The organism is Agrobacterium sp. DKPNP3 (assembly GCF_052686535.1).
In genome coordinates this window covers 15193-34270 of the sequence record NZ_JBQYSN010000022.1, presented here as the reverse complement: position 1 = coordinate 34270, position 19078 = coordinate 15193, and the positions used below count along the sequence as shown (strand labels likewise).

Here is a 19078-nt window from a genome sequence, read left to right as displayed (position 1 = left end):
ATCTCCAGACGGAAGAAAACGCGGCGCAGCAAGTCTGGGGCAAGGGGTAACTGCAATTTAACATGGCTCATTCCGTCGAAAGCCGCTTTATCGCGATTGTTTCCGGCGCACTTCTCACAGTGGTCGCACCGCTCTTTACGCTTTTGCTGACGCTTTCCTACCATGAAGCCATTCGCAGCCAGCGCAACCATCTCGAAATCCTCCTCTCCACCAATGCGCAGGCGCTTGCCCGGCCGCTGTGGGATCTGGATGACGACACCATCAACCAGATTACCGGCACCCTCGTTTCCGACCCCATGATCCGCATGGTCGAGGTCAAGGACACATCCGGCCAGCTCGACATCATCCAGACCGCCGGCAGCGACATCATTCAGGACGCCGCCTCGACGAGCCGTGAGGTCACCTACAAGACGACCAAGGGCGTCGTTACCGTGGGGCTGCTGACCGTTTATTACGACGACGTCGGCCTTTTGACCTCCCTGAGCCGCACCGAACTGGCTTTCATCACGATTTTCATCGTGGCCGTCGTCACCATCGTCATTGCAGCCATCGCCGGCAATCGCTTCATGGTGATCCGTCCGCTGATGCGGCTGGCGGCCGCGATAGAGGCGACACGACGGCTGGGTTCTCGCCATCACGTCGACTGGCGTTCGAAGGACGAAATCGGCCGACTCGCGAAAAGCTTCAACGAAATGCAGTCCCAGCTCGAAAAGGAAGAGCTGGAAATCAAGAATGCCCACGCCCGCAAGACGGAAATCTACAACCGTACGCCGGCCATGCTGTTCTCGCTGGATAGTCATGACCGCATCGCCGCCGTCAGCGATTATTGGATACAGGCAACGGGCTACGACCGCAGCCGGATACTCGGCCTGAATTTTGCCGATCTTATCCACCCCGATGACCGGCTCCTGTTCCAGCAGCGCAGGACGGCGCACCCCTTGCCCGATGCGTCGCACAACGGCATTACCGTGCGTTTTCGGTGCATGGACGGCAGCGTCATGGACGCGCTTGTCCTCGAAAAGGCTCTCCATTCCAGCGATGCGGCCCATCAGAGTACCTGTCTCTGCGTCATGACCGACGTCACCGAATTGCGCCAGTCGGAAAAGCGCAACCGCCAGCAGGCGATTTCCGACCATCTGACCGGCCTGTTCAACCGACAGGGCTTTGAGGGCATTCTCGATCTGCAAATCCGCGATGCGGACCAAAACGGCAGCGAACTCGCCTGCCTGTTCATCGATCTCGACCGCTTCAAAGCCATCAACGACAATCTCGGCCATGCCGCCGGTGATGCCGTGCTCAAACAGTTCACCGCAAAACTGGAGCCACTTTTGACGCCGCTCGACAGCGCATCGCGTCTGGGCGGCGACGAATTTGCCATACTGCTTGCCGGCGAAAAGGTGGAAGAGCGCGCGCGGCAGTTCTGCGAACGCATCGGCGCGATGCTCGATACACCCTTCGAGATCGACAATAACAGCATTCGCATCAGCGCCAGCATCGGCATGGCCGTCTATCCGTTGCACGCGTCAAGCGCCTCGGAACTTCTCCAAAATGCCGATATGGCGATGTATACCCGCAAACGCATGGGCAAGAACGGCTCGCAGGTCTTCGACAGCTCGATCATGGATCGTGCCCGCGAACATGCGGAGTTGGAGCGCGATATTGCCCAGGCGCTGTCCGACGATTGGTTCGAGGCTTATTTCCAGCCGATACAGAACCTTGGCACTGGCCGCACGACAGGTTTCGAGGCGCTGCTGCGTCTCAATCATCCGGAAAAAGGGTTGCTTTCCCCGGCGACCATCGTCCGTCTTGCAGAAGAAAACGGCACTATTCAGCGTATCGGCAATGTCATCCTCGATCAGGCGATCGCCAATCTCGCGAGGCTTTCGCACCTGCCCGGCATGGAGCAGACCTATGTCGCCGTCAATTTTTCGCCGCTGCAATTCGAACCGGGCCTACCGACACGCATCGCGGGTGTCCTTCACCGCCACGGCATCGTTCCCGCCCGCCTTGTGATCGAGATCACCGAAGCGGTCATCATGAAAAACGATCCGCAGATCCGGGCGATCCTCAATGCCATCCATCAGCTCGGTTGCCGCATCGCGCTCGACGACTTCGGAACGGGTTACTCGTCGCTGAGCTATCTCAGCCGCTTCCCGGTCGATATCGTCAAGATCGATCAATCCTTTACCCGTTCTATCTGCGACGATGGACCGGAAATCCGGCAACGCAGCCGCATGCTGGTCGAAGGTATCGCGGCCATCTCGCACAAGATGAACTGCACCGTGATCGCAGAGGGCATCGAAACCGAGGAGCAGAAGCAACTTCTGACCGAGATTGGCGCGGATTTTGGCCAGGGTTACCTCTTCGCCCGGCCGCAGCCTCTCGATAAGCTGATCGCCGGTCTGGGTGAGATCACCGATCAAAATCGCATTGCCGCCCGGCAAGCCTGAAACATTGGGGAATGTCATGAGATTGATCCGCTCCTGCCTGATCTTTCTTGCTCTCACCACGCCGGCAAACGCAGACAAACTGTTTCTGACAACCGAGGTCTACCCGCCTTATAATGTCCAGGCCAGTGATGGCAGCGTGCGCGGCGTCTATTTCGATCAGCTGAAGATCGTGCTCGAGCAGACCAAAACGGATTACGAGGTTACGGTCATGCCTTGGGCACGGGCCATCGCATTGGCAACGACCCAACCGATGCACTGCGTTTTCGCCACCGCAAGGACCCCGGAACGGGAAAACCTGTTCAAATGGGTTGCCCCCATTCACACCGATCGCAACGTGCTTGTCGCCCGCCGCAAGGCAAACATTCAGGCTGCCACTCTCGAGGACGCGAAAAAATATCGCGTCGGAACCCAGCGTGGAGATTACACCGAAGCCCTTCTGCAAAAGCTCGGCTTCCCGCAGGTGGATGTCGGCGCGGATTTCGAAATCACCTTCCACAAGCTGGCAGCCGGCCGCATCGATCTGATGCCCATGTCTGAAAGCACTTTCAAAAGCCTGCCCGCCGACACCTTCAGCGAGGTGATAACGCTTGCGCGACAACAGCTCGGGCTCGCCTGCAACAAGAGCGTCCCGGACGAGATCATTGCCAGATTGCAGACGCGACTAGACCAGCTGATCGCCGATGGAACGCAGCAGAAAATCTTCGACCGCTACGATCTCATCAGCCCCTGATACCTTTCGCAGACACAAAAAGATTGACAGCCGGCGGTTTTCGGGGTGGTGACAATACCATCATCAGGCAAAACGCGGACAAGCCCCATGAAGATCATCGCAGGCCTTGGTAATCCCGGCGCGCAATACGCCGGAAACCGTCATAACATCGGCTTCATGGCTGTCGATGCGTTGCAGCGCCTGCCCTCCTTTGCGCCCTGGTCTCGGAAATTCAAGGCGGAGATCTCCGAGGGCGACATCGCCGGCGAAAAAATCCTGCTGATGAAGCCGCTGACCTACATGAACCTTTCCGGTGAATCGGTTGGCGAAGCCATGCGCTTCTACAAGCTTTCGCCCGCGGATATCATCGCCATCCATGACGAACTGGACTTGCCGGCCGGCCGCGCCCGCATCAAGACGGGTGGCGGGCATGGCGGTCATAATGGCCTGAAATCCCTCGACGCCCATTGCGGCAAGGAGTACCGCCGCCTGCGCCTCGGCATAGGACATCCCGGCGACAAGGAGCGGGTGCATGGCCATGTGCTCGGCGATTTTGCCAAGGCCGACAAGACATGGCTGGAGCCGCTGCTCGACGCGATCGCCGACAACGCCTCCATGCTGGTGAAGGCTGAGGATTCCCAGCTGATGAACAAGCTGGCGCTGGCCACGGGCAGCAAGCCCGAAGCCGAGAAGCCGGCCAAGGCAGCCAGGCCCGCTGCGCAGTCCCATATCCATCAGGCGCGTAACAGCGCCCAGCCGAAAAAGCTGCCGGAAACCGGGCCGATGGCCGAGATGCTGAAGCGCATGTTCGGCAAGAAGGATTGATGATCAATGTCACCTGACACCGTCGTCTTGCGAGAGGCGGAGCGCGACGACCTCGCTGGATTGCTTGAACTTTATCGTGCGCTCAATCCGGCCGACCGAGACATGTCGGCAGAAGAAGCGGATACGGCGTTCGCCGCCATCCTGGCCCAGCCGGGGCTCTCCATTTTTCTTGCGACCGACGGCGAGGACGCGGTCGCCACGGCCACGCTACAGATCGTTCCAAACCTCACGCGCGCCGCCCGTCCCTATGCCCTTATCGAAAACGTGGTGACACGCGAAAACCGTCGCGGCCGCGGATATGGCCGCGCGGTCGTGCGCCATGCCGTCGAGGCGGCCTTTGCGGCGAACTGCTACAAGGTCATGCTGCTCACCGGCAGGCAGAATCCCGAGGTTCACGCCTTTTACGAAAGCTGCGGCTTCGTGCAGAACAAGACGGGGTTTCAGATCCGGCAGGAGTGACGTTCACTCTTCCGGCTCGGTGGTGAACATCAGCGGAAATCCCGCCTCCTTGCCAAGGTCGGTCGCCTCCTTGGCTTTCGTCTCGGCGATATCCCGCTCACAGACGACAACCACCGCGCTGCCGAAGCGATGCGCCGTCATCATCACCCGGTGACCGGCCTCCTCGCTCATGCGGAAGACGGCTTTCAGCACGACGGTCACGAATTCGCGCGGCGTGTAGTCGTCGTTCAGCAGAATGACCTTGTAGAGCTTTGGCCGCTCCAGCTTCGGCTTGACCTTTGGTTTTGGTTTGAGATCGACAGGACTGTCACTCATCATGGCCGCTCGTGCCTGCCGTTCATCGCGGTTGCTCATGGGAAAACCCCGTTGATGACGAAAGATCGATCGCTTGACCCGCTCATATTGCGCCGCAACCGCGGCATCGGCAACCCTGCCCGAAATTCGGCGCCATTAAAGGGGCTTTGCCCGCACAAATCGGCCCGCGGGCTTGACCTTCCCCTGCCGTTTCCGCAAAAGGCTCCTCAACGAATTCTTTCAAACGGACAGGTTTCAAGCCATGGGCTTCAAATGCGGTATCGTTGGATTGCCAAATGTCGGCAAGTCCACTCTCTTCAACGCGCTGACAAAAACAGCCGCGGCGCAGGCCGCCAACTATCCCTTTTGCACCATCGAGCCGAATACGGGCGAAGTGGCGGTTCCGGATGCGCGCATGAAAATCCTTGCCGACATCGCCGGCTCAAAGGAAATCATCCCCACCCGCATCTCCTTCGTCGATATCGCCGGCCTGGTGCGCGGCGCCTCCAAGGGTGAAGGCCTCGGCAACCAGTTCCTCGCCAACATTCGCGAAGTCGATGCCGTCGTGCACGTCCTGCGCTGCTTCGAGGATGATGACATCACGCACGTCGAAGGCCGCATCAACCCGGTCGCCGACGCCGAAACGATCGAGACCGAGCTGATGCTCTCCGACCTCGAAAGCCTCGAGCGCCGCACGGAACAGACCCGCAAGCGCGCCACCGGCAAGGATAAGGAATCGCTGGCGCAGCTGCCGCTGATGGAAGCATCGCTGAAGCTTCTCAACGAAGGCAAGCCGGTCCGCACCCTGCTCTCCACGCTCGATGCCGAAGAGCTGCGCATCCTTCAGGGCCTCAACCTCCTGACGGCGCACCCGGTCCTCTATGTCTGCAACGTCGCAGAAGGCGATGCCGTCGATGGCAATGAGCACACCCGCGCCGTCGCAGACATGGCCAAGGCCCAGGGTGCCGAGACCGTCATCATCTCCGCTGCAATCGAATCCGAGGTCGCACAGCTTCCCGACGAAGAGGCGAAGGAATTCCTCGCCGCCCTAGGCCTCGAAGAAGCGGGCCTCGACCGCCTGATCCGTGCCGGCTACAAGCTGCTCGATCTCATCACCTATTTCACCGTCGGCCCCAAGGAATGCCGCGCCTGGACGATCGAGCGTGGCACCAAGGCCCCGCAGGCGGCCGGTGTCATCCACTCCGATTTCGAACGCGGCTTCATCCGCGCCAACACCATCGCCTATAACGACTATGTCGCCTTCAAGGGCGAAGTCGGCGCGAAGGAAGCTGGCAAGGCCCGTGACGAAGGCAAGGAATATGTGGTTCAGGACGGCGACGTCATCCACTTCCGCTTCAACACCTGATCAGGCCCCTTCGCGGGAAAGGCCGGTCGCTTCCCTGATGTACCCAAGAACGGAAACATTGCCGCCTGTCTCTTCTACCCCGAGGAGAGATACTGGCCACAAGGGTCGGATGAGAGGACAAGCTCTCCTGATATAATGACCCTCGCCCCCTCATCCGCTGCCGCGACCTTCTCCCCCTCGGGGAGAAGGCGACAAGTAGCATTGGTCCGCTCCAGCCTCTCCCAAAAGAAGCTACCCGCCCCCATATTTTACCTTTACGTAAAGGAAAAAATCCTCTTAGATGCGTCGACTTTGACTGTGCGAAGGGAGGAAACCATGGCGCCGGTCGTGACCTATGCTTACGAGGATTTCACCGTAGGGCGGGAATTTCCGCTTGGCCCGCAATCGCTTTCGGCAGAGCAGATCATCGCTTTCGCAAGCGAATTTGACCCCCAGCCCATGCATCTCTCCGAGGAAGCAGGCCGCCAGAGCATTCTTGGCGGGCTGGCTGCTTCGGGCTGGCATACCTGTAGCCTGTTAATGCGGATGATGGCCGACAGCTATATCTCGGATTCGACGTCACAGGGCAGCCCCGGCATCGATTATGTCGACTGGAAGAAGCCGGTTCTGGCCGGGGACACGCTTTCGGGCAAATCGATCGTGCTGGAACAGCGCCCTTCCGCCTCACGCCCAGGCATCGGCCTCGTAAAACTTCGTCACGAGCTTTACAACCAGCATGGCGTCCTGGTCTCGCATGGCGAAAACACCGTCATGTTTCTGATGCGTAAAAATGGGGGAATGGCGGCATGAGGCTCGCAGAACTTTCCCCGATCGGCGAGCGCGTCACCCTCGACACGTTGCGTTTTTCCGCCGAAGACATTGTTCGCTTCGCCCGCGATTTCGATCCACAACCGTTTCACCTCGATGCTGAAGCCGCCAAACACAGCGTTCTGGGCGGCCTGTGTGCCTCTGGCTGGCACACGGGCGCGGGATGGATGAAAAGCTTCCTGTCGCACTGGGCAAAAGAGGTGAAGAGGCTGAAACTGGAAGGCCTCGAACCGCCGAAGCTCGGCCCATCGCCGGGTTTCCGCGATCTGAAATGGAAAAAACCCGTCTACGCTGGCGACGACGTTACCTATTTCGTCACACTTCTCGATGCCCGCCCGCTCGAATCCAGACCCGGGATATGGCTCAACACAACGTTCAACGAAGGCGTGAACCAGTCTGGCGAAACAGTGCTGACTTTTCAGAGCAGCGTTCTGGAGTTCGAATGAGGCGAGGCCGCGAAGGGAATGGCTTTGCCATTGCCTATCTCGGCTGCCTTCAGTGACCCGAAAACTCCACCAGCGTGCGCACGTCCACGCCAAGGTCTTCCAGCTTTTTGCGGCCGCCGAGATCGGGCAGATCGATCACGAAGCAGGCGGAAACAATCTCGGCGCCCATCTGCCGCAAGAGCTTGACCGCGCCTTCGGCGGTGCCGCCGGTCGCAATCAAATCATCGACCAGGATAACCTTTTCACCCGGCTGTACCGCATCGACATGCATTTCCATCTCATCGACGCCGTATTCAAGACTGTAGGCCACGCGAACGGTGGTATGCGGCAGCTTGCCCTTCTTGCGGATCGGCACGAATCCAGCCGATAGCTGATGGGCCACAGCGCCGCCGAGAATAAAGCCACGCGCCTCCATGCCGGCGATCTTGTCGATCTTCGTCCCGGCGTAAGGCTGTACGAGCTCATCCACCGCCCGGCGGAACGCCCGCGGATTTCCCAGCAGCGTGGTAATATCGCGGAAGATAATGCCCGGCTTCGGATAGTCGGGAATGGAGCGGATGGCAGCGGAAAGCTCCGAAGCAATGACGGTCATGGCATGTCCAGTTGATTGGGAAAAATCGATGAGAAGATTTCGCCCACCCTATCAATTTGAAGGCGGTTGACCAACTAAAAAGGAAAAATCGCCATTTTCCGCCGCGATCTGACAGCGGCGGCTGCGCTTAGGCGAGCGATCGCGCCGCTATCCAGCCAAGTATCAAGCATGAAAAAGCCCCCACGGAAACCGTGAGGGCTTAGAGAGTCCGGTTGCTATTGGCAGGCCGATCAATGTTCCTTGTTGGCGTAGACCGACTTTTTAGTGAGATAGATCAGCGCCGTGAAGATGAACAGGAACACCATGACCATAAAGCCGGTGCGTTTGCGCTCTTCCAGATGCGGTTCTGCGGCCCACATCAGGAACGCTGCCACATCCTTCGAATACTGGTCCACCGTCTGCGGCGTCCCGTCATCGTACGTCACCTGATCCGCGCTGATAGGCGGCGCCATCTTCAACGCGACTGCACTGACGAAGTACGGGTTAAAATGCGTGCCTTCGGCCACTTCAACACCAGCCGGCGGATCCTGATAGCCGGTCAGCAGCGCGTGGATATAATCCGGGCCGCCTTCCTGATAACCACCGATGATCGGGATCATGTCGATGATGAATTGCGGGAAACCGCGCTCCACGCCGCGCGCCTTTGCAAGCAGCGACATGTCGGGCGGCGCAGCCCCGCCATTGGCGGCGGCCGCCGCTTCATGGTTCGGGAATGGCGAAGGGAAATGGTCCGATGGCACCGCCTTGCGGTTATACATTTCGCCGTCGGCATTCGGGCCGTCCTGCACTTCGTATTCAGCAGCGAAAGCCTTGACCTGCTCGTCCGAGTAACCGAGGTCACCCAGCGTGCGGAAGGAAACCAGGCTCATGGAATGGCAGGCGGAGCAGACTTCCTTATAGACCTTCAGGCCGCGTTGCAGCTGACCCTTGTCATATTTGCCGAAGGGGCCGGCGAAAGACCAGCTCTGCTCCTCGGGCTTGATCACCGGGAAATGGCCGCCGGCAATCGCATGTTCCGTCTTGGTGGCGAGGTCATGGCTCTCCTCCGCCGCCGAAGCGACGGTGAAGGAACAGCCGATGGCGGCGAAAAGCGCGATGCTTGTTACAAGCTTCTTCATTGTCGTCATCCTTCCTTCGCGCTCAGACCTGGGCTGCCGCTGGCGCGGCACCCGTCTTGGCGGCGTTCTTTTCAAGAACGGCCTCGGTAATCGAATTAGGGATACGCCGGGGCGTTTCGACCAGACCGAGGATCGGCATGATGACGAGGAAGAAGCCGAAGTAATAAAGCGTGCCGATCTGCGACATGATGACGTAGGTGCCTTCCGCCGGGCGCGAGCCCAGCCAGCCGAGCATGATGGCATTCACCACGAAGACCCAGAAGAACATCTTGTACCAGGGACGATAAACGGCGGAGCGAACCTTCGACGTATCGAGCCAGGGCAGGAAGAACAGCACAACGATCGCGCCGAACATCACGAGAACGCCACCCAGCTTGGAATCGATGACCCAGATGTTGAAGGTGATGGCGCGCAGCATGGCGTAGAACGGCAGGAAGTACCATTCCGGAACGATATGCGCCGGCGTCTTCAAGGGATCGGCCATGATGTAGTTATCAGGGTGACCGAGGAAATTCGGCATGTAGAACACGAACCAGGCATAACCGATGAGGAACACGGAAACGCCAAGCGCGTCCTTCAGCGTCGCATAGGGCGTGAAGGGAACGGTATCGGTCTTGCTCTTGACTTCAACGCCGGTCGGGTTCGTCTGGCCGGTAACGTGCAGCGCCCAGATGTGCAGGATAACGACACCCGCGATCATGAAGGGCAGCAGGTAGTGAAGCGCGAAGAAACGGTTCAGCGTCGGCTGGTCCACGGCAAAGCCGCCGAGCAGGAACTGCTGTATCCACTCACCGATGGCCGGAAACGCCGTGAAGAAGCCGGTGATGACGGTCGCGCCCCAGAAGGACATCTGGCCCCAGGGCAGAACGTAGCCCATGAAGCCAGTCGCCATCATCAGCAGGAAGATCACGCAGCCGAGAATCCAGAGGATTTCACGGGGCGCCTTGTAGGAGCCGTAATAAAGGCCACGGGCAATGTGCAGGTAAACCGCGATGAAGAAGAACGACGCACCGTTGGCATGCATGTAACGCAGCAGCCAGCCATGGTTGACGTCGCGCATGATCTTTTCGACGGAATTGAACGCAACCGTCGTTTCGGCCGCATAATGCATGGCCAGCACGACGCCGGTAAGGATCTGCACGATCAGCATGACGGAAAGCATCGCGCCAAAAGTGTAAGCGTAGTTCAGGTTACGCGGGACAGGGTAGGCGACGAAGCTGTCATAGATCATGCGCGGCAAGGGAAGCCGCGAATCGATCCACCTCTCGATGCCGGTGGACGGCTGATAACTGGAATGACCACTCATGAATATCTGTCCCCTTATCCGATCTTGATCACGGTATCGGATGTGAATGCAAATGTCGGGATGGCGAGGTTCTGCGGCGCAGGACCCTTACGAATGCGGCCCGCCGTATCGTAGTGCGAGCCATGGCAGGGACAGAACCATCCGCCGAAATCGCCGGCCTGGCCGAGCGGAACGCAACCGAGATGGGTGCAGGAACCGACCATGACGATCCAGTTTTCCTTGCCCTGCCCGGCGGAGCGGTCGATATCGGTCGCCTGCGCGTCTGCAGCGATGTTGGCATTGCGCGCCACCGGATCCTTGAGATCGCCGAGAGCGACCGCCTTGGCTTCCTCGATTTCCTTTTCCGTGCGGTTGCGGATGAAAATCGGCTTGCCGCGCCACTTGACGGTGAGCGACATGCCCGGCTCGACGGCCGCGACATCCACCTCGATCGAGGCAAGCGCCAGCGTCGATGCATCGGGACGCATCTGGTCAATGAAAGGCCATGCAACTGCGGCAGCACCGACGGCGCCCGCCATTCCCGTCACTAGGTAAAGAAAATCGCGACGGGTCGGTTCACCCGAAGCGTCGTGATTGGTTACGTGCTCGCTCACCGCTACACCATCCTCTGCGCTGTTTTTGCCGTAAATCGCATGAGTCCTCCCGCTATGATTTGATCCAGGACAAACTCCGTCCCTCGGTCCTGGACACACCTGCGGCATCAAGAAACCGCGTCACTTTGTGTGATCGCAAAATATTGACCGACTTGGCAAGAGCAAAGCACACAAAGCTGCCGTAATTCTGCCGGAAGCGCCCGATTTGGTTGTCATTTTTTCGCCGCCTCTGGCAGTCCGGCAACATTGTGCGCTCAAATCCGTCGTGTTAGGAGACTTCAAGGGAGAGCTTTGAAAGCAGGGATTCGGATGACGGCGAAGCTCTCGTGCATGGTTTCCACGGCGCTTGCTGCCGTCCTCGTCATCGCCAGCCTGCGCTACATCACGGACTTCTGGCTCCTGGCCTTCGTCACCAGCTTTCAGCTCCATATTGCTGCTGTCTGCATCCTCGTCTCATGCATTGTCTTCTGGCTGACGCGTGACGCTATCTCGGCCATGCTCGTGATCTGGTCGCTTGCCTTGGCCATTCACGCCGTGGCGATGCTCATGGAATTTTCAACGACGGCCAATGCGGCACCAGGCGCAAAGCCCTTCCGCTTGCTCTCATTCAATGTCTTGATGGACAACGCGGCGAATGCGGATGCGATTGCCGACAAGGTTCTCGAATCAGGTGCCGATGCCGTTTATCTTTTCGAGGCGGCCGCATTGCGCTCGGCCCTGCCGCGCCTGCAGCAAACCTATCCGCACCGGCTCGGTTGTTATGAGGGTACGCCCGGCTGTGATCTCGTCATCCTGTCAAAAAGGCCGTTGCTGGAAGGCCGCTTTTATAATCTCAGCGATCTTCGGCGGGATCGTTTTGCCGTCGCGAATGTCGATCTCGACGGCACGCAACTGACACTTGCCGCCGGGCACATCACCAAGCCCTATTTCGATGATTATCACCGGGACGAACTGGACGAAATCAGCGAAATTCTATTTCGAATCACCGGCCCGCTCATTCTCGCCGGAGACTTCAATTCATCCAGCATCGCACCTGACATGCGCGCCTTCCTCGCCGCCAATGATCTGAAGAAAGCGACATTTGAGCCTGCGACCTGGCCAACCAGGGCAGGAAGTTTCGGCATCGCCATCGACCACATCTTCGCCCGCGAGCCGGCAACGCTGATGAAGACAACCCGGCTGCAAGACAATCTCGGCTCCAATCACTACGGCCTGATGGCGGATTTCTTGATCGGAAAGTAGGGCGTTTCCGGCGGGATCGCCGGATTGTCCGACGCCGGAACGAATCCGTTCCCTCTGGAAATGCCCCGGCTGACTTATTGCGCCGCCTCATCAGCGGCGAGGAAGCCACCCGACTGGCGCGCCCAGAGCTCGGAATAAAGCCCGCCCTGCGTAATGAGTTCGGAATGGGTCCCCTGTTCAACAATGCGCCCCTGATCCATGACGATCAGCCGGTCGAGGGCGGCAATCGTGGACAGCCGATGAGCGATGGCGAGAACCGTCTTACCCTGCATCAGCTCATCGAGATTGCTCTGGATCGCCGCCTCCACCTCTGAATCGAGAGCCGACGTCGCTTCATCGAGAACGAGAATAGGGGCGTCCTTCAACATCAGGCGGGCAATGGCGATACGCTGGCGTTGCCCGCCGGAGAGCTTCACGCCGCGTTCGCCCACATGCGCATCGAACCCTTTGCGCCCACGCTGGTCCTCAAGCCGTTCGATGAAGTCGTCCGCCTTGGCCCGCCGCGTCGCCTCCCGCAACTGTTCCTCGGTCGCATCGGTGCGGCCGAACAGGATGTTGTCCCGGATGGAACGATGCAGCAGCGACGTATCCTGCGTGACCATGCCGATGTGAGCGCGCAGCGATTCCTGCGTCACGCGGGCGATATCCTGCCCATCGATCAGGATGCGGCCTTTTTCGACATCGTAAAAACGCAGCAGCAGGTTGACGAGGGTGGATTTGCCGGCACCGGAGCGCCCGACGATTCCAACCTTTTCGCCGGCCCTGATCTCGAGGTTGAGATTGCCGATGACGCCATCCGCCCGCCCATAATGGAAGCTGACATTCTCAAAGCGGATGCTCGGCTTCTTCACCTCGAGCACCGCGGCGTCGGGCGCATCGACGAGACCGATCGGCTGCGAGATCAATTCGGCGGCATTTTGCACCGTACCGAAATTGCGCATGATGCCGTTGAACTGCGTCATCAACCGCCCGAGCAGAAAGTTGAGCCGCAGCACCAGCGCCAGTGTGAAAGCCACCGCGCCGGAACTGATCTTGCCGGACAGCCACAGATCGATGCAGAGCGCCGCCATTGACGTGATCATCACGCCCGAGAGCAGCGCCATGGACGCACGCACGCCGGTGATGAACCGCGTAAACGTCATCGTCGCGCGCTGGAAGATATCGAAACCCTGCCGCATGTAGCGGTCATTGGCGTCGTCGCGCCCGAACAGCCGCAGCGTCTGGATATTGCTATAGGCATCCACCATCCGGCCCGACAGCATCGAGGCGGCTTCCGCCGTTTCCCTGGAATGGTAGCGGATGCGCGGCACGAAATAGCGCGCCAGCAGCGAGAAAATCGCCACCCAGACAACGACGACGACCGCAAGCCGCCAGTCCAGCCCCCCGATCAGGAAAAGCATGGAAACCGAGTAGATGCCGACGAACCAGACGCTTTCCATCAACGAGGTTACGAGATCGCCCGCCGCCTGTCCGCCCGACCAGACCTTGGTCACGATACGGCCGGAAAAGTCGTTCTGGAAGAAGCTCAGCGATTGCCGCGCCACATGGATATAGGATTGCCAGCGCACCAGATTGTAAAAGCCGGGCGTGATGATCTGCTGATCCACCAGCGCCGTGACCATGGTGACGACGAAGCGCACGATGCCGATCAGCACCAGCATGCCCACGAGTTCGCCGCCATGCGCCGCAAGCAGCCCCGCCCAGCCCTCTTCCGGCTTTACGGTGGAGAGAATATCGACGAGCCGTCCGACGAACCAGAACAGCGCCGCCTCGATGGCCGCCGTCAGCCCGCCCAGCACCAGCATGGCAAAAAACGGCGCCTTCGCCTGCGAGATATAGAACCAGATGAAGGCGAACGTGCTTTCCGGCGGCCGCAAATCGTCCTTGCGGTCGAAGGGCTTTATCCAGTTTTCGAAATGCTCGAAGATGCGGTTAATGACCATGATCCGGATATAGGCAGATTCCCGGTTGGGGAACAGCCGCAGTGGCTTTGGGAAGAGATTATATTTCGGTAACGTTCGTGGAATGAAAAAAGGGCGGGAATGTTCCCCGCCCTTAAATCGACCCAGCGATATTTTGTGCATCAGCTGCATCCTCACACCGTCACCCCGGACTTGATCCGGGGTCCAGCGCGATCAAGTCCTTGATCGCAAAAGACTCCTCTCACGGCGCGGACGCGCCGTGGCTGGATGCCGGATCTAGTCCGGCATGACGGAGGAGAGGTTGGCGCCCATATCATAGGCGAGAGGGCGGGGAACCATGCTTGCCGCCCTCTCGCTTTTCCCTACTCCGCAGCCGCTTCCGCCTCGTGATCGGCGATGAATCCGCCGGACTGGCGGCGCCATAGGTCGGCGTAGATGCCGCCCATTGCGACCAGCTCCGCGTGGCTTCCCGCTTCCACGATCCGGCCCTTGTCGAGAATGATGAGGCGGTCCATTTCGGTGAGCGTCGAAAGACGGTGAGCAATTGCGATCACCGTCTTGCCTTCCATCAGCGCGAACAGATTCTCCTGGATCGCCGCCTCGACTTCCGAATCGAGCGCCGAAGTCGCCTCATCAAGCACCAGAATCGGCGCGTTCTTGAGGAAGACGCGGGCGATCGCAATCCGCTGACGCTGGCCGCCTGACAGTTTCACACCGCGTTCGCCCACCTGCGCATCGAGGCCCTGGCGACCATGCATGTCGACGAGCGTCTCGATGAAGTCCCAGGCATTGGCCCGCTTTGCCGCTGCGATCACCTGCTCGTCAGTCGCTTCGGGATGACCATAGGCGATGTTGTCGCGGATCGACCGGTGCAGCAGCGACGTGTCCTGCGTCACGACGCCGATCAACTCGCGCAGGCTGTCCTGCGAAACCTTTGAGATGTCCTGCCCGTCAATGGTGATCTTGCCGCCTTCCAGATCATAGAAGCGCAGGAGCAGGTTCATCAACGTCGTCTTGCCCGCGCCGGAACGGCCGACAAGGCCAACCTTCTCGCCTGGCTTGATGTCGAGCGTCAACCCGTCGATCACGCCCTTGTTCTTGCCGTAGTGGAAACGAACATTGTCGTAACGAATGGCGCCCTGCGGCGCCGCAAGCTGAGGGGCCTTCGGGACATCGACGATGTCATGCGGCTTCGTCATCATCGACATGCCGTCATAGACTGTGCCGATGTTTTCGAACAGCGACGTGACTTCCCACATGATCCACTGCGACATGCCGTTGACGCGCATGGCAAGGCTGATGGCGATAGCGACCGATCCGGCCGTTACCGAACCCTGCATCCAGAAATAAAGACCGAGGGCGGCCGTGGAAAACAGCACCACGGCATTGTTGAGGTCGATCAGGATGTTGAAGCCGGAAATCTTGCGCATCTGGCGGTGAACGGTTCCGAGAAACACGTTCATGCCCTCCCGCGCATATCTCTCCTCGCGACCCGCATGGGAAAACAGCTTGATCGTTGAGATATTCGTATAGCTGTCGACGATCCGGCCCGTCATCATCGAGCGCGCATCCGCCTGCTCCTGCGCGAGCCGGCCCAGCTTCGGCACGAAATAGGTGAGGATCGCCAGATAGAGGCCAAGCCAGATGAGCAGCGGAATGACGAGCCGCCAATCGGCCGCCGCGACCATGAATAGCATCGAGACGACGAAGCTGATCGCATAGACGAACACGTCGATCACCTTCAGCGCCACTTCGCGGATCGCCAGCGCCGTCTGCATGACCTTGGTCGACACCCGGCCGGCAAATTCATTGGCGAAGAAGTTCATGGAGTGGCGCAGCAGGAAACGATGCATTTTCCAGCGCGCGATCATGCCGAAATTGCCGGCAAGCGTCTGGTGCATGGTCATGGTATGGATTGCGCCCATCAGCGGCAGCAGGAACAGCACCAGCCCGGCCATGCCGATCAGACGCCAGCCCTCATCGGCAAAAAACGTTTCGCGATTGGCGGTGGACAGCCAGTCGACGATATTGCCGAGGAATTTGTAGAGCATGGCTTCCGCAATGGCGATGCCCATGGACATGAGGCCAAGCAGAAGGAGCCACGGCCATGCGGGCTTCACATAGTGCCACAGGAACGGCAAAAGCTTCTGCGGCGCTACGGACGGCGCGGAAGCGGGAAAGGGATCGAGGCGTTTTTCAAACCAGCCAAACATAGGCCAAGCTCCGGCAATCAATCGCTCCATCGTGGCATGGTGAGCGGACACAGATAGGGCTCACGACGGAACGGAAAAGTCTTTTAACATGGCCACAACAGCCACATGGTGAATTTAAATACGGGAGACGCGGCAGCGCCGCGGAATACCACCTAAGCCAGCAGGCGAAGCACTGGGGCCGGGAGGCGAATGCGAATGTCATTTGGCATGGAAACCTCCTTTGGCTGGTGTTGAAGATGCCGCTCTTTTATCGCAAAAGAAGACGAAACGCCAGCCGCCTGCCTTAAAAAAGTGCAACCGCATACAGGCACCGATTTCCCCATCCGGTTTACGGGCAGCAGCGCCATCCGGGTTCGCCCATGAAACATGGATCAGGAGACCATGCAGACAATCAGGATCGCCCTCTACCAGCCCGATATTCCCGGCAATACCGGAACCATCCTGCGGCTGGCCGCCTGCCTCGGTCTCGGCGTCGATATCATCGAGCCAGCAGGTTTCGACATTTCGGATCGCAATCTGAAACGGGCCGGCATGGACTATATTGCGGCCGCCTCCCTGACCCGGCATGTCAGCTGGGACCCCTTCGAGGAATGGCGAGCAACAACGGGTCGCCGTCTTGTTCTCGCCTCCACCAAAGCTGCGGTGCCGTATACGAAAATCACCTATCGCGCGGATGACATCCTGCTGTTTGGCCGTGAAAGCGCCGGTGTACCCGACCACGTGCATGAGAGGGCGGATGAGCGAATCATCATCCCGATGGTCGAGGGCCAGCGCTCCATCAACGTCGCGATGTCGGCGGCCATGGTCACGGGCGAGGCTTTGCGCCAAACAGCATGGGGGTGAGCGTCATTTTTAACGCCATATTTTGGTGCAAATACAATATTTGACCATTTCCGCGTCAAAACTGTCGCAACCCGGCCTGTACCATAGGCGTTGACCCTCCTATACTATTAGCCGGACAACAAAAATCGCCCTCGCCGGAAGCATCCGCTGGCGGGTGTGAGGAGACGTCGCATGCAATCCACCATTGTCATCGTCAACCTTCTCGGCGCCGTCGCGCTGCTGCTTTTCGGTCTTGCCCAGGTGAAGGACGGCGTCACCCGGGCCTTTGGCATGAAACTGCGAAGCGTGCTTGCAACCGGCACCCAGAATGGTCCCCGCTCCTTTTTCTCTGGATTTTTCGCAACGGTGGCACTGCAAAGCTCGACGGCAACGGCGCTGACGGTGGCCTCCTTTGCCGAGCGCGATCTCATCCGGCCGCGCATGGCGCAGGTGGTGCTGCTTGGTGCCAATGTCGGCACCGCCGTGACGGCCTGGATCGTGGCAGCCGGTGTGGAATGGCTCTCCCCGCTTCTGATCCTTTCCGGCATCATTCTCAAAAAGGGCAGCTCCAATGCCAGACAGGGCGGCGGAACGGCAGTTATCGGCATTGGCCTGATGCTTCTGTCGCTGCATCTGCTGAGCGGCGCGACCGAACCCATGCGCGCCTCCCCGGCGCTTGGCGTCTTCATCGGCCTGCTGGATGGCGCATGGCCCGTTGCACTGATCTTTTCCGCCGTGCTCGCCTTCGTCTCGTCGTCAAGCCTTGCCGTGGTGGTCCTGATCCTGTCGCTTGCCGCCACCGGCACGCTGTCCACCGGGCTGATCATCGTTCTCATTCTCGGCGCCAATCTCGGCGGCGCCGTTCCGCCCGTCATCGCCACACTCTCAGGCCCCGCCTCGGCGCGGCGCATCACGATCGGCAATCTCGTGGTGCGCACCATCGGCTGCCTGATCGCCATGCCGCTTGCCTCCTATGGCGCAGAATTTCTGCAACAATTGCCGCTTTCCCCGGCCAAGCTGCCCGTGGATGCGCATCTCATCTTCAACGTCATTCTGGCGGCACTGGCGTGGCCCTTCTCCGGCCTGATCTCCGACCTGATGACCAAGCTGGTGCCGGGAGATCCGAAAGCCGAGGACGGCCCCTTTTTCCTCGATCAGCAGGCGCTGGACGTGCCTGTCGTCGCGCTCGCCAATGCCACCCGCGAGGTGTTGAGCGTCGGCGACAGCATCGAGCGGATGCTGATTCGCGCCGAGAACGCCTTCAAGCACAACGATCTTGCGCCGCTGCAGGAAGTTTCCGTTCTGGAAAAGAAGGTCGACCGCCGCCAGCAGGAAGTGAAGATCTATCTGTCCCAACTGGGGCGCAAGGGGCTTGCCGACGAGGAAGCACGGCGCTCGATCGCCATCATCGATTACGCCATCAATCTCGAACATGTCGGCGATATCATCGAAAAGGGCATCTGCGAGCAGATCCGCAAGAAGGTGCTGAACAACTTCAAGTTTTCCGATGACGGATATGAGGAGTTGAAGACGCTGTTCGACATGACCATCGAGAACCTGCGCGCCGCCCAGAGTATTCTGGTGACGGGCGATTTCGAGCTGGCGCGTCGTCTCATGGAAAGCAAGGTGGATATACGCCGGTTGGAAAAACGATCGTCAAACCGGCATCTGGAGCGGCTGCGTGACGGGCTGACGGAGAGCATGCAGACGAGCTCGCTTCATCTCGACATGTTGCGAGACCTCAAACGCATCAACGCCCACATCGTGTCGGTGGCGCATCCCATCCTGGATGAAAGCGGCGTGCTGATCGAAAGCCGGCTGCGCTATGCGGAGCCACGCGCCTAGGGCATTTTCCGGAAGGGTGCCCCGGTTTTCCGCCCGGAAATGCGACAGACAAAAAGTTGGCGCGTTTTC

The 19078-nt window shown here is 59.4% G+C and carries 17 protein-coding genes; 10 read left to right on the top strand and 7 right to left on the bottom strand.

All coding sequences use genetic code 11. The features are described from left to right. Positions 1–62 precede the first annotated feature (62 nt). The 4 genes from ACUTJJ_RS08915 to ACUTJJ_RS08900 all read left to right on the top strand — a co-directional run bounded on the left by ACUTJJ_RS08915 (position 63) and on the right by ACUTJJ_RS08900 (position 4443). Complete coding sequence (locus ACUTJJ_RS08915; protein WP_296068801.1) at positions 63–2450, top strand: EAL domain-containing protein; 2388 nt, start codon at positions 63–65, stop codon at positions 2448–2450. Positions 2451–2466: 16 nt separating this feature from the next. Further along, positions 2467–3180 (top strand): substrate-binding periplasmic protein, encoded by a 714-nt coding sequence (locus tag ACUTJJ_RS08910; RefSeq protein ID WP_296068798.1) that lies wholly within the window; start codon positions 2467–2469, stop codon positions 3178–3180. 87 nt (positions 3181–3267) lie between these two features. Further along, the gene (gene pth, locus ACUTJJ_RS08905) at positions 3268–3984 is read left to right on the top strand and encodes an aminoacyl-tRNA hydrolase (protein ID WP_063950680.1); all 717 of its coding nucleotides are present in this window, start codon (positions 3268–3270) and stop codon (positions 3982–3984) included. A 6-nt stretch (positions 3985–3990) separates the two neighbouring features. Next, positions 3991–4443, top strand: coding sequence for a GNAT family N-acetyltransferase (locus tag ACUTJJ_RS08900; RefSeq protein ID WP_296068794.1), 453 nt, complete (start codon positions 3991–3993; stop codon positions 4441–4443). Between the two features lie 3 nt (positions 4444–4446). On the opposite strand, the gene clpS is transcribed toward ACUTJJ_RS08900, so the two are convergent. Continuing rightward, positions 4447–4758, bottom strand: a complete 312-nt coding sequence (clpS, locus tag ACUTJJ_RS08895; protein ID WP_006699463.1) for an ATP-dependent Clp protease adapter ClpS — start codon at positions 4756–4758, stop codon at positions 4447–4449. 241 nt (positions 4759–4999) lie between these two features. On the opposite strand from clpS, the gene ychF reads away from it, so the two are divergent. The 3 genes from ychF to ACUTJJ_RS08880 all read left to right on the top strand — a co-directional run bounded on the left by ychF (position 5000) and on the right by ACUTJJ_RS08880 (position 7356). Then, the gene (ychF, locus tag ACUTJJ_RS08890; RefSeq protein WP_296068792.1) at positions 5000–6103 is read left to right on the top strand and encodes a redox-regulated ATPase YchF; all 1104 of its coding nucleotides are present in this window, start codon (positions 5000–5002) and stop codon (positions 6101–6103) included. A 315-nt stretch (positions 6104–6418) separates the two neighbouring features. Next, positions 6419–6892: a MaoC family dehydratase gene (locus ACUTJJ_RS08885; RefSeq protein WP_209087448.1), complete on the top strand. Its 474-nt coding sequence runs from the start codon at positions 6419–6421 to the stop codon at positions 6890–6892. Then, on the top strand, positions 6889–7356 hold the full coding sequence (locus ACUTJJ_RS08880; RefSeq protein ID WP_296068788.1) for a MaoC family dehydratase: 468 nt from the start codon (positions 6889–6891) through the stop codon (positions 7354–7356). The genes ACUTJJ_RS08885 and ACUTJJ_RS08880 overlap by 4 nt, the downstream gene beginning before the upstream one ends. Before the next feature lie 49 nt (positions 7357–7405). Here the strand turns inward: ACUTJJ_RS08880 and ACUTJJ_RS08875 are convergent, their stop codons facing one another. The 4 genes from ACUTJJ_RS08875 to petA all read right to left on the bottom strand — a co-directional run bounded on the left by ACUTJJ_RS08875 (position 7406) and on the right by petA (position 10965). Next, positions 7406–7948, bottom strand: coding sequence for an adenine phosphoribosyltransferase (locus ACUTJJ_RS08875; protein ID WP_010972163.1), 543 nt, complete (start codon positions 7946–7948; stop codon positions 7406–7408). A gap of 230 nt (positions 7949–8178) precedes the next feature. Beyond that, the gene (locus tag ACUTJJ_RS08870; protein ID WP_063950684.1) at positions 8179–9066 is read right to left on the bottom strand and encodes a cytochrome c1; all 888 of its coding nucleotides are present in this window, start codon (positions 9064–9066) and stop codon (positions 8179–8181) included. Between the two features lie 22 nt (positions 9067–9088). After that, the gene (locus tag ACUTJJ_RS08865) at positions 9089–10372 is read right to left on the bottom strand and encodes a cytochrome b (RefSeq protein WP_063950685.1); all 1284 of its coding nucleotides are present in this window, start codon (positions 10370–10372) and stop codon (positions 9089–9091) included. Positions 10373–10386: 14 nt separating this feature from the next. Next, on the bottom strand, positions 10387–10965 hold the full coding sequence (gene petA, locus ACUTJJ_RS08860; RefSeq protein ID WP_035220195.1) for a ubiquinol-cytochrome c reductase iron-sulfur subunit: 579 nt from the start codon (positions 10963–10965) through the stop codon (positions 10387–10389). Positions 10966–11274: 309 nt separating this feature from the next. Between petA and ACUTJJ_RS08855 the strand changes: the two genes are divergently transcribed. Then, positions 11275–12207, top strand: coding sequence for an endonuclease/exonuclease/phosphatase family protein (locus ACUTJJ_RS08855; protein ID WP_445541910.1), 933 nt, complete (start codon positions 11275–11277; stop codon positions 12205–12207). A 74-nt stretch (positions 12208–12281) separates the two neighbouring features. Here the strand turns inward: ACUTJJ_RS08855 and ACUTJJ_RS08850 are convergent, their stop codons facing one another. Together ACUTJJ_RS08850 and ACUTJJ_RS08845 are read right to left on the bottom strand one after the other, a co-directional pair. Then, on the bottom strand, positions 12282–14291 hold the full coding sequence (locus ACUTJJ_RS08850; RefSeq protein WP_445541909.1) for an ABC transporter ATP-binding protein: 2010 nt from the start codon (positions 14289–14291) through the stop codon (positions 12282–12284). A gap of 200 nt (positions 14292–14491) precedes the next feature. After that, positions 14492–16342 carry an ABC transporter ATP-binding protein gene (locus tag ACUTJJ_RS08845; protein ID WP_445541908.1) on the bottom strand — a complete coding sequence of 617 codons (1851 nt, stop codon included), beginning with the start codon at positions 16340–16342 and terminating at the stop codon, positions 14492–14494. A 381-nt stretch (positions 16343–16723) separates the two neighbouring features. Between ACUTJJ_RS08845 and ACUTJJ_RS08840 the strand changes: the two genes are divergently transcribed. After that, positions 16724–17185, top strand: coding sequence for a tRNA (cytidine(34)-2'-O)-methyltransferase (locus ACUTJJ_RS08840; RefSeq protein WP_445541907.1), 462 nt, complete (start codon positions 16724–16726; stop codon positions 17183–17185). 171 nt (positions 17186–17356) lie between these two features. After that, entirely contained in the window at positions 17357–19009 is a 1653-nt protein-coding gene (locus ACUTJJ_RS08835; protein WP_063950689.1) for a Na/Pi cotransporter family protein, read from the top strand. Positions 19010–19078: the final 69 nt, after the last annotated feature.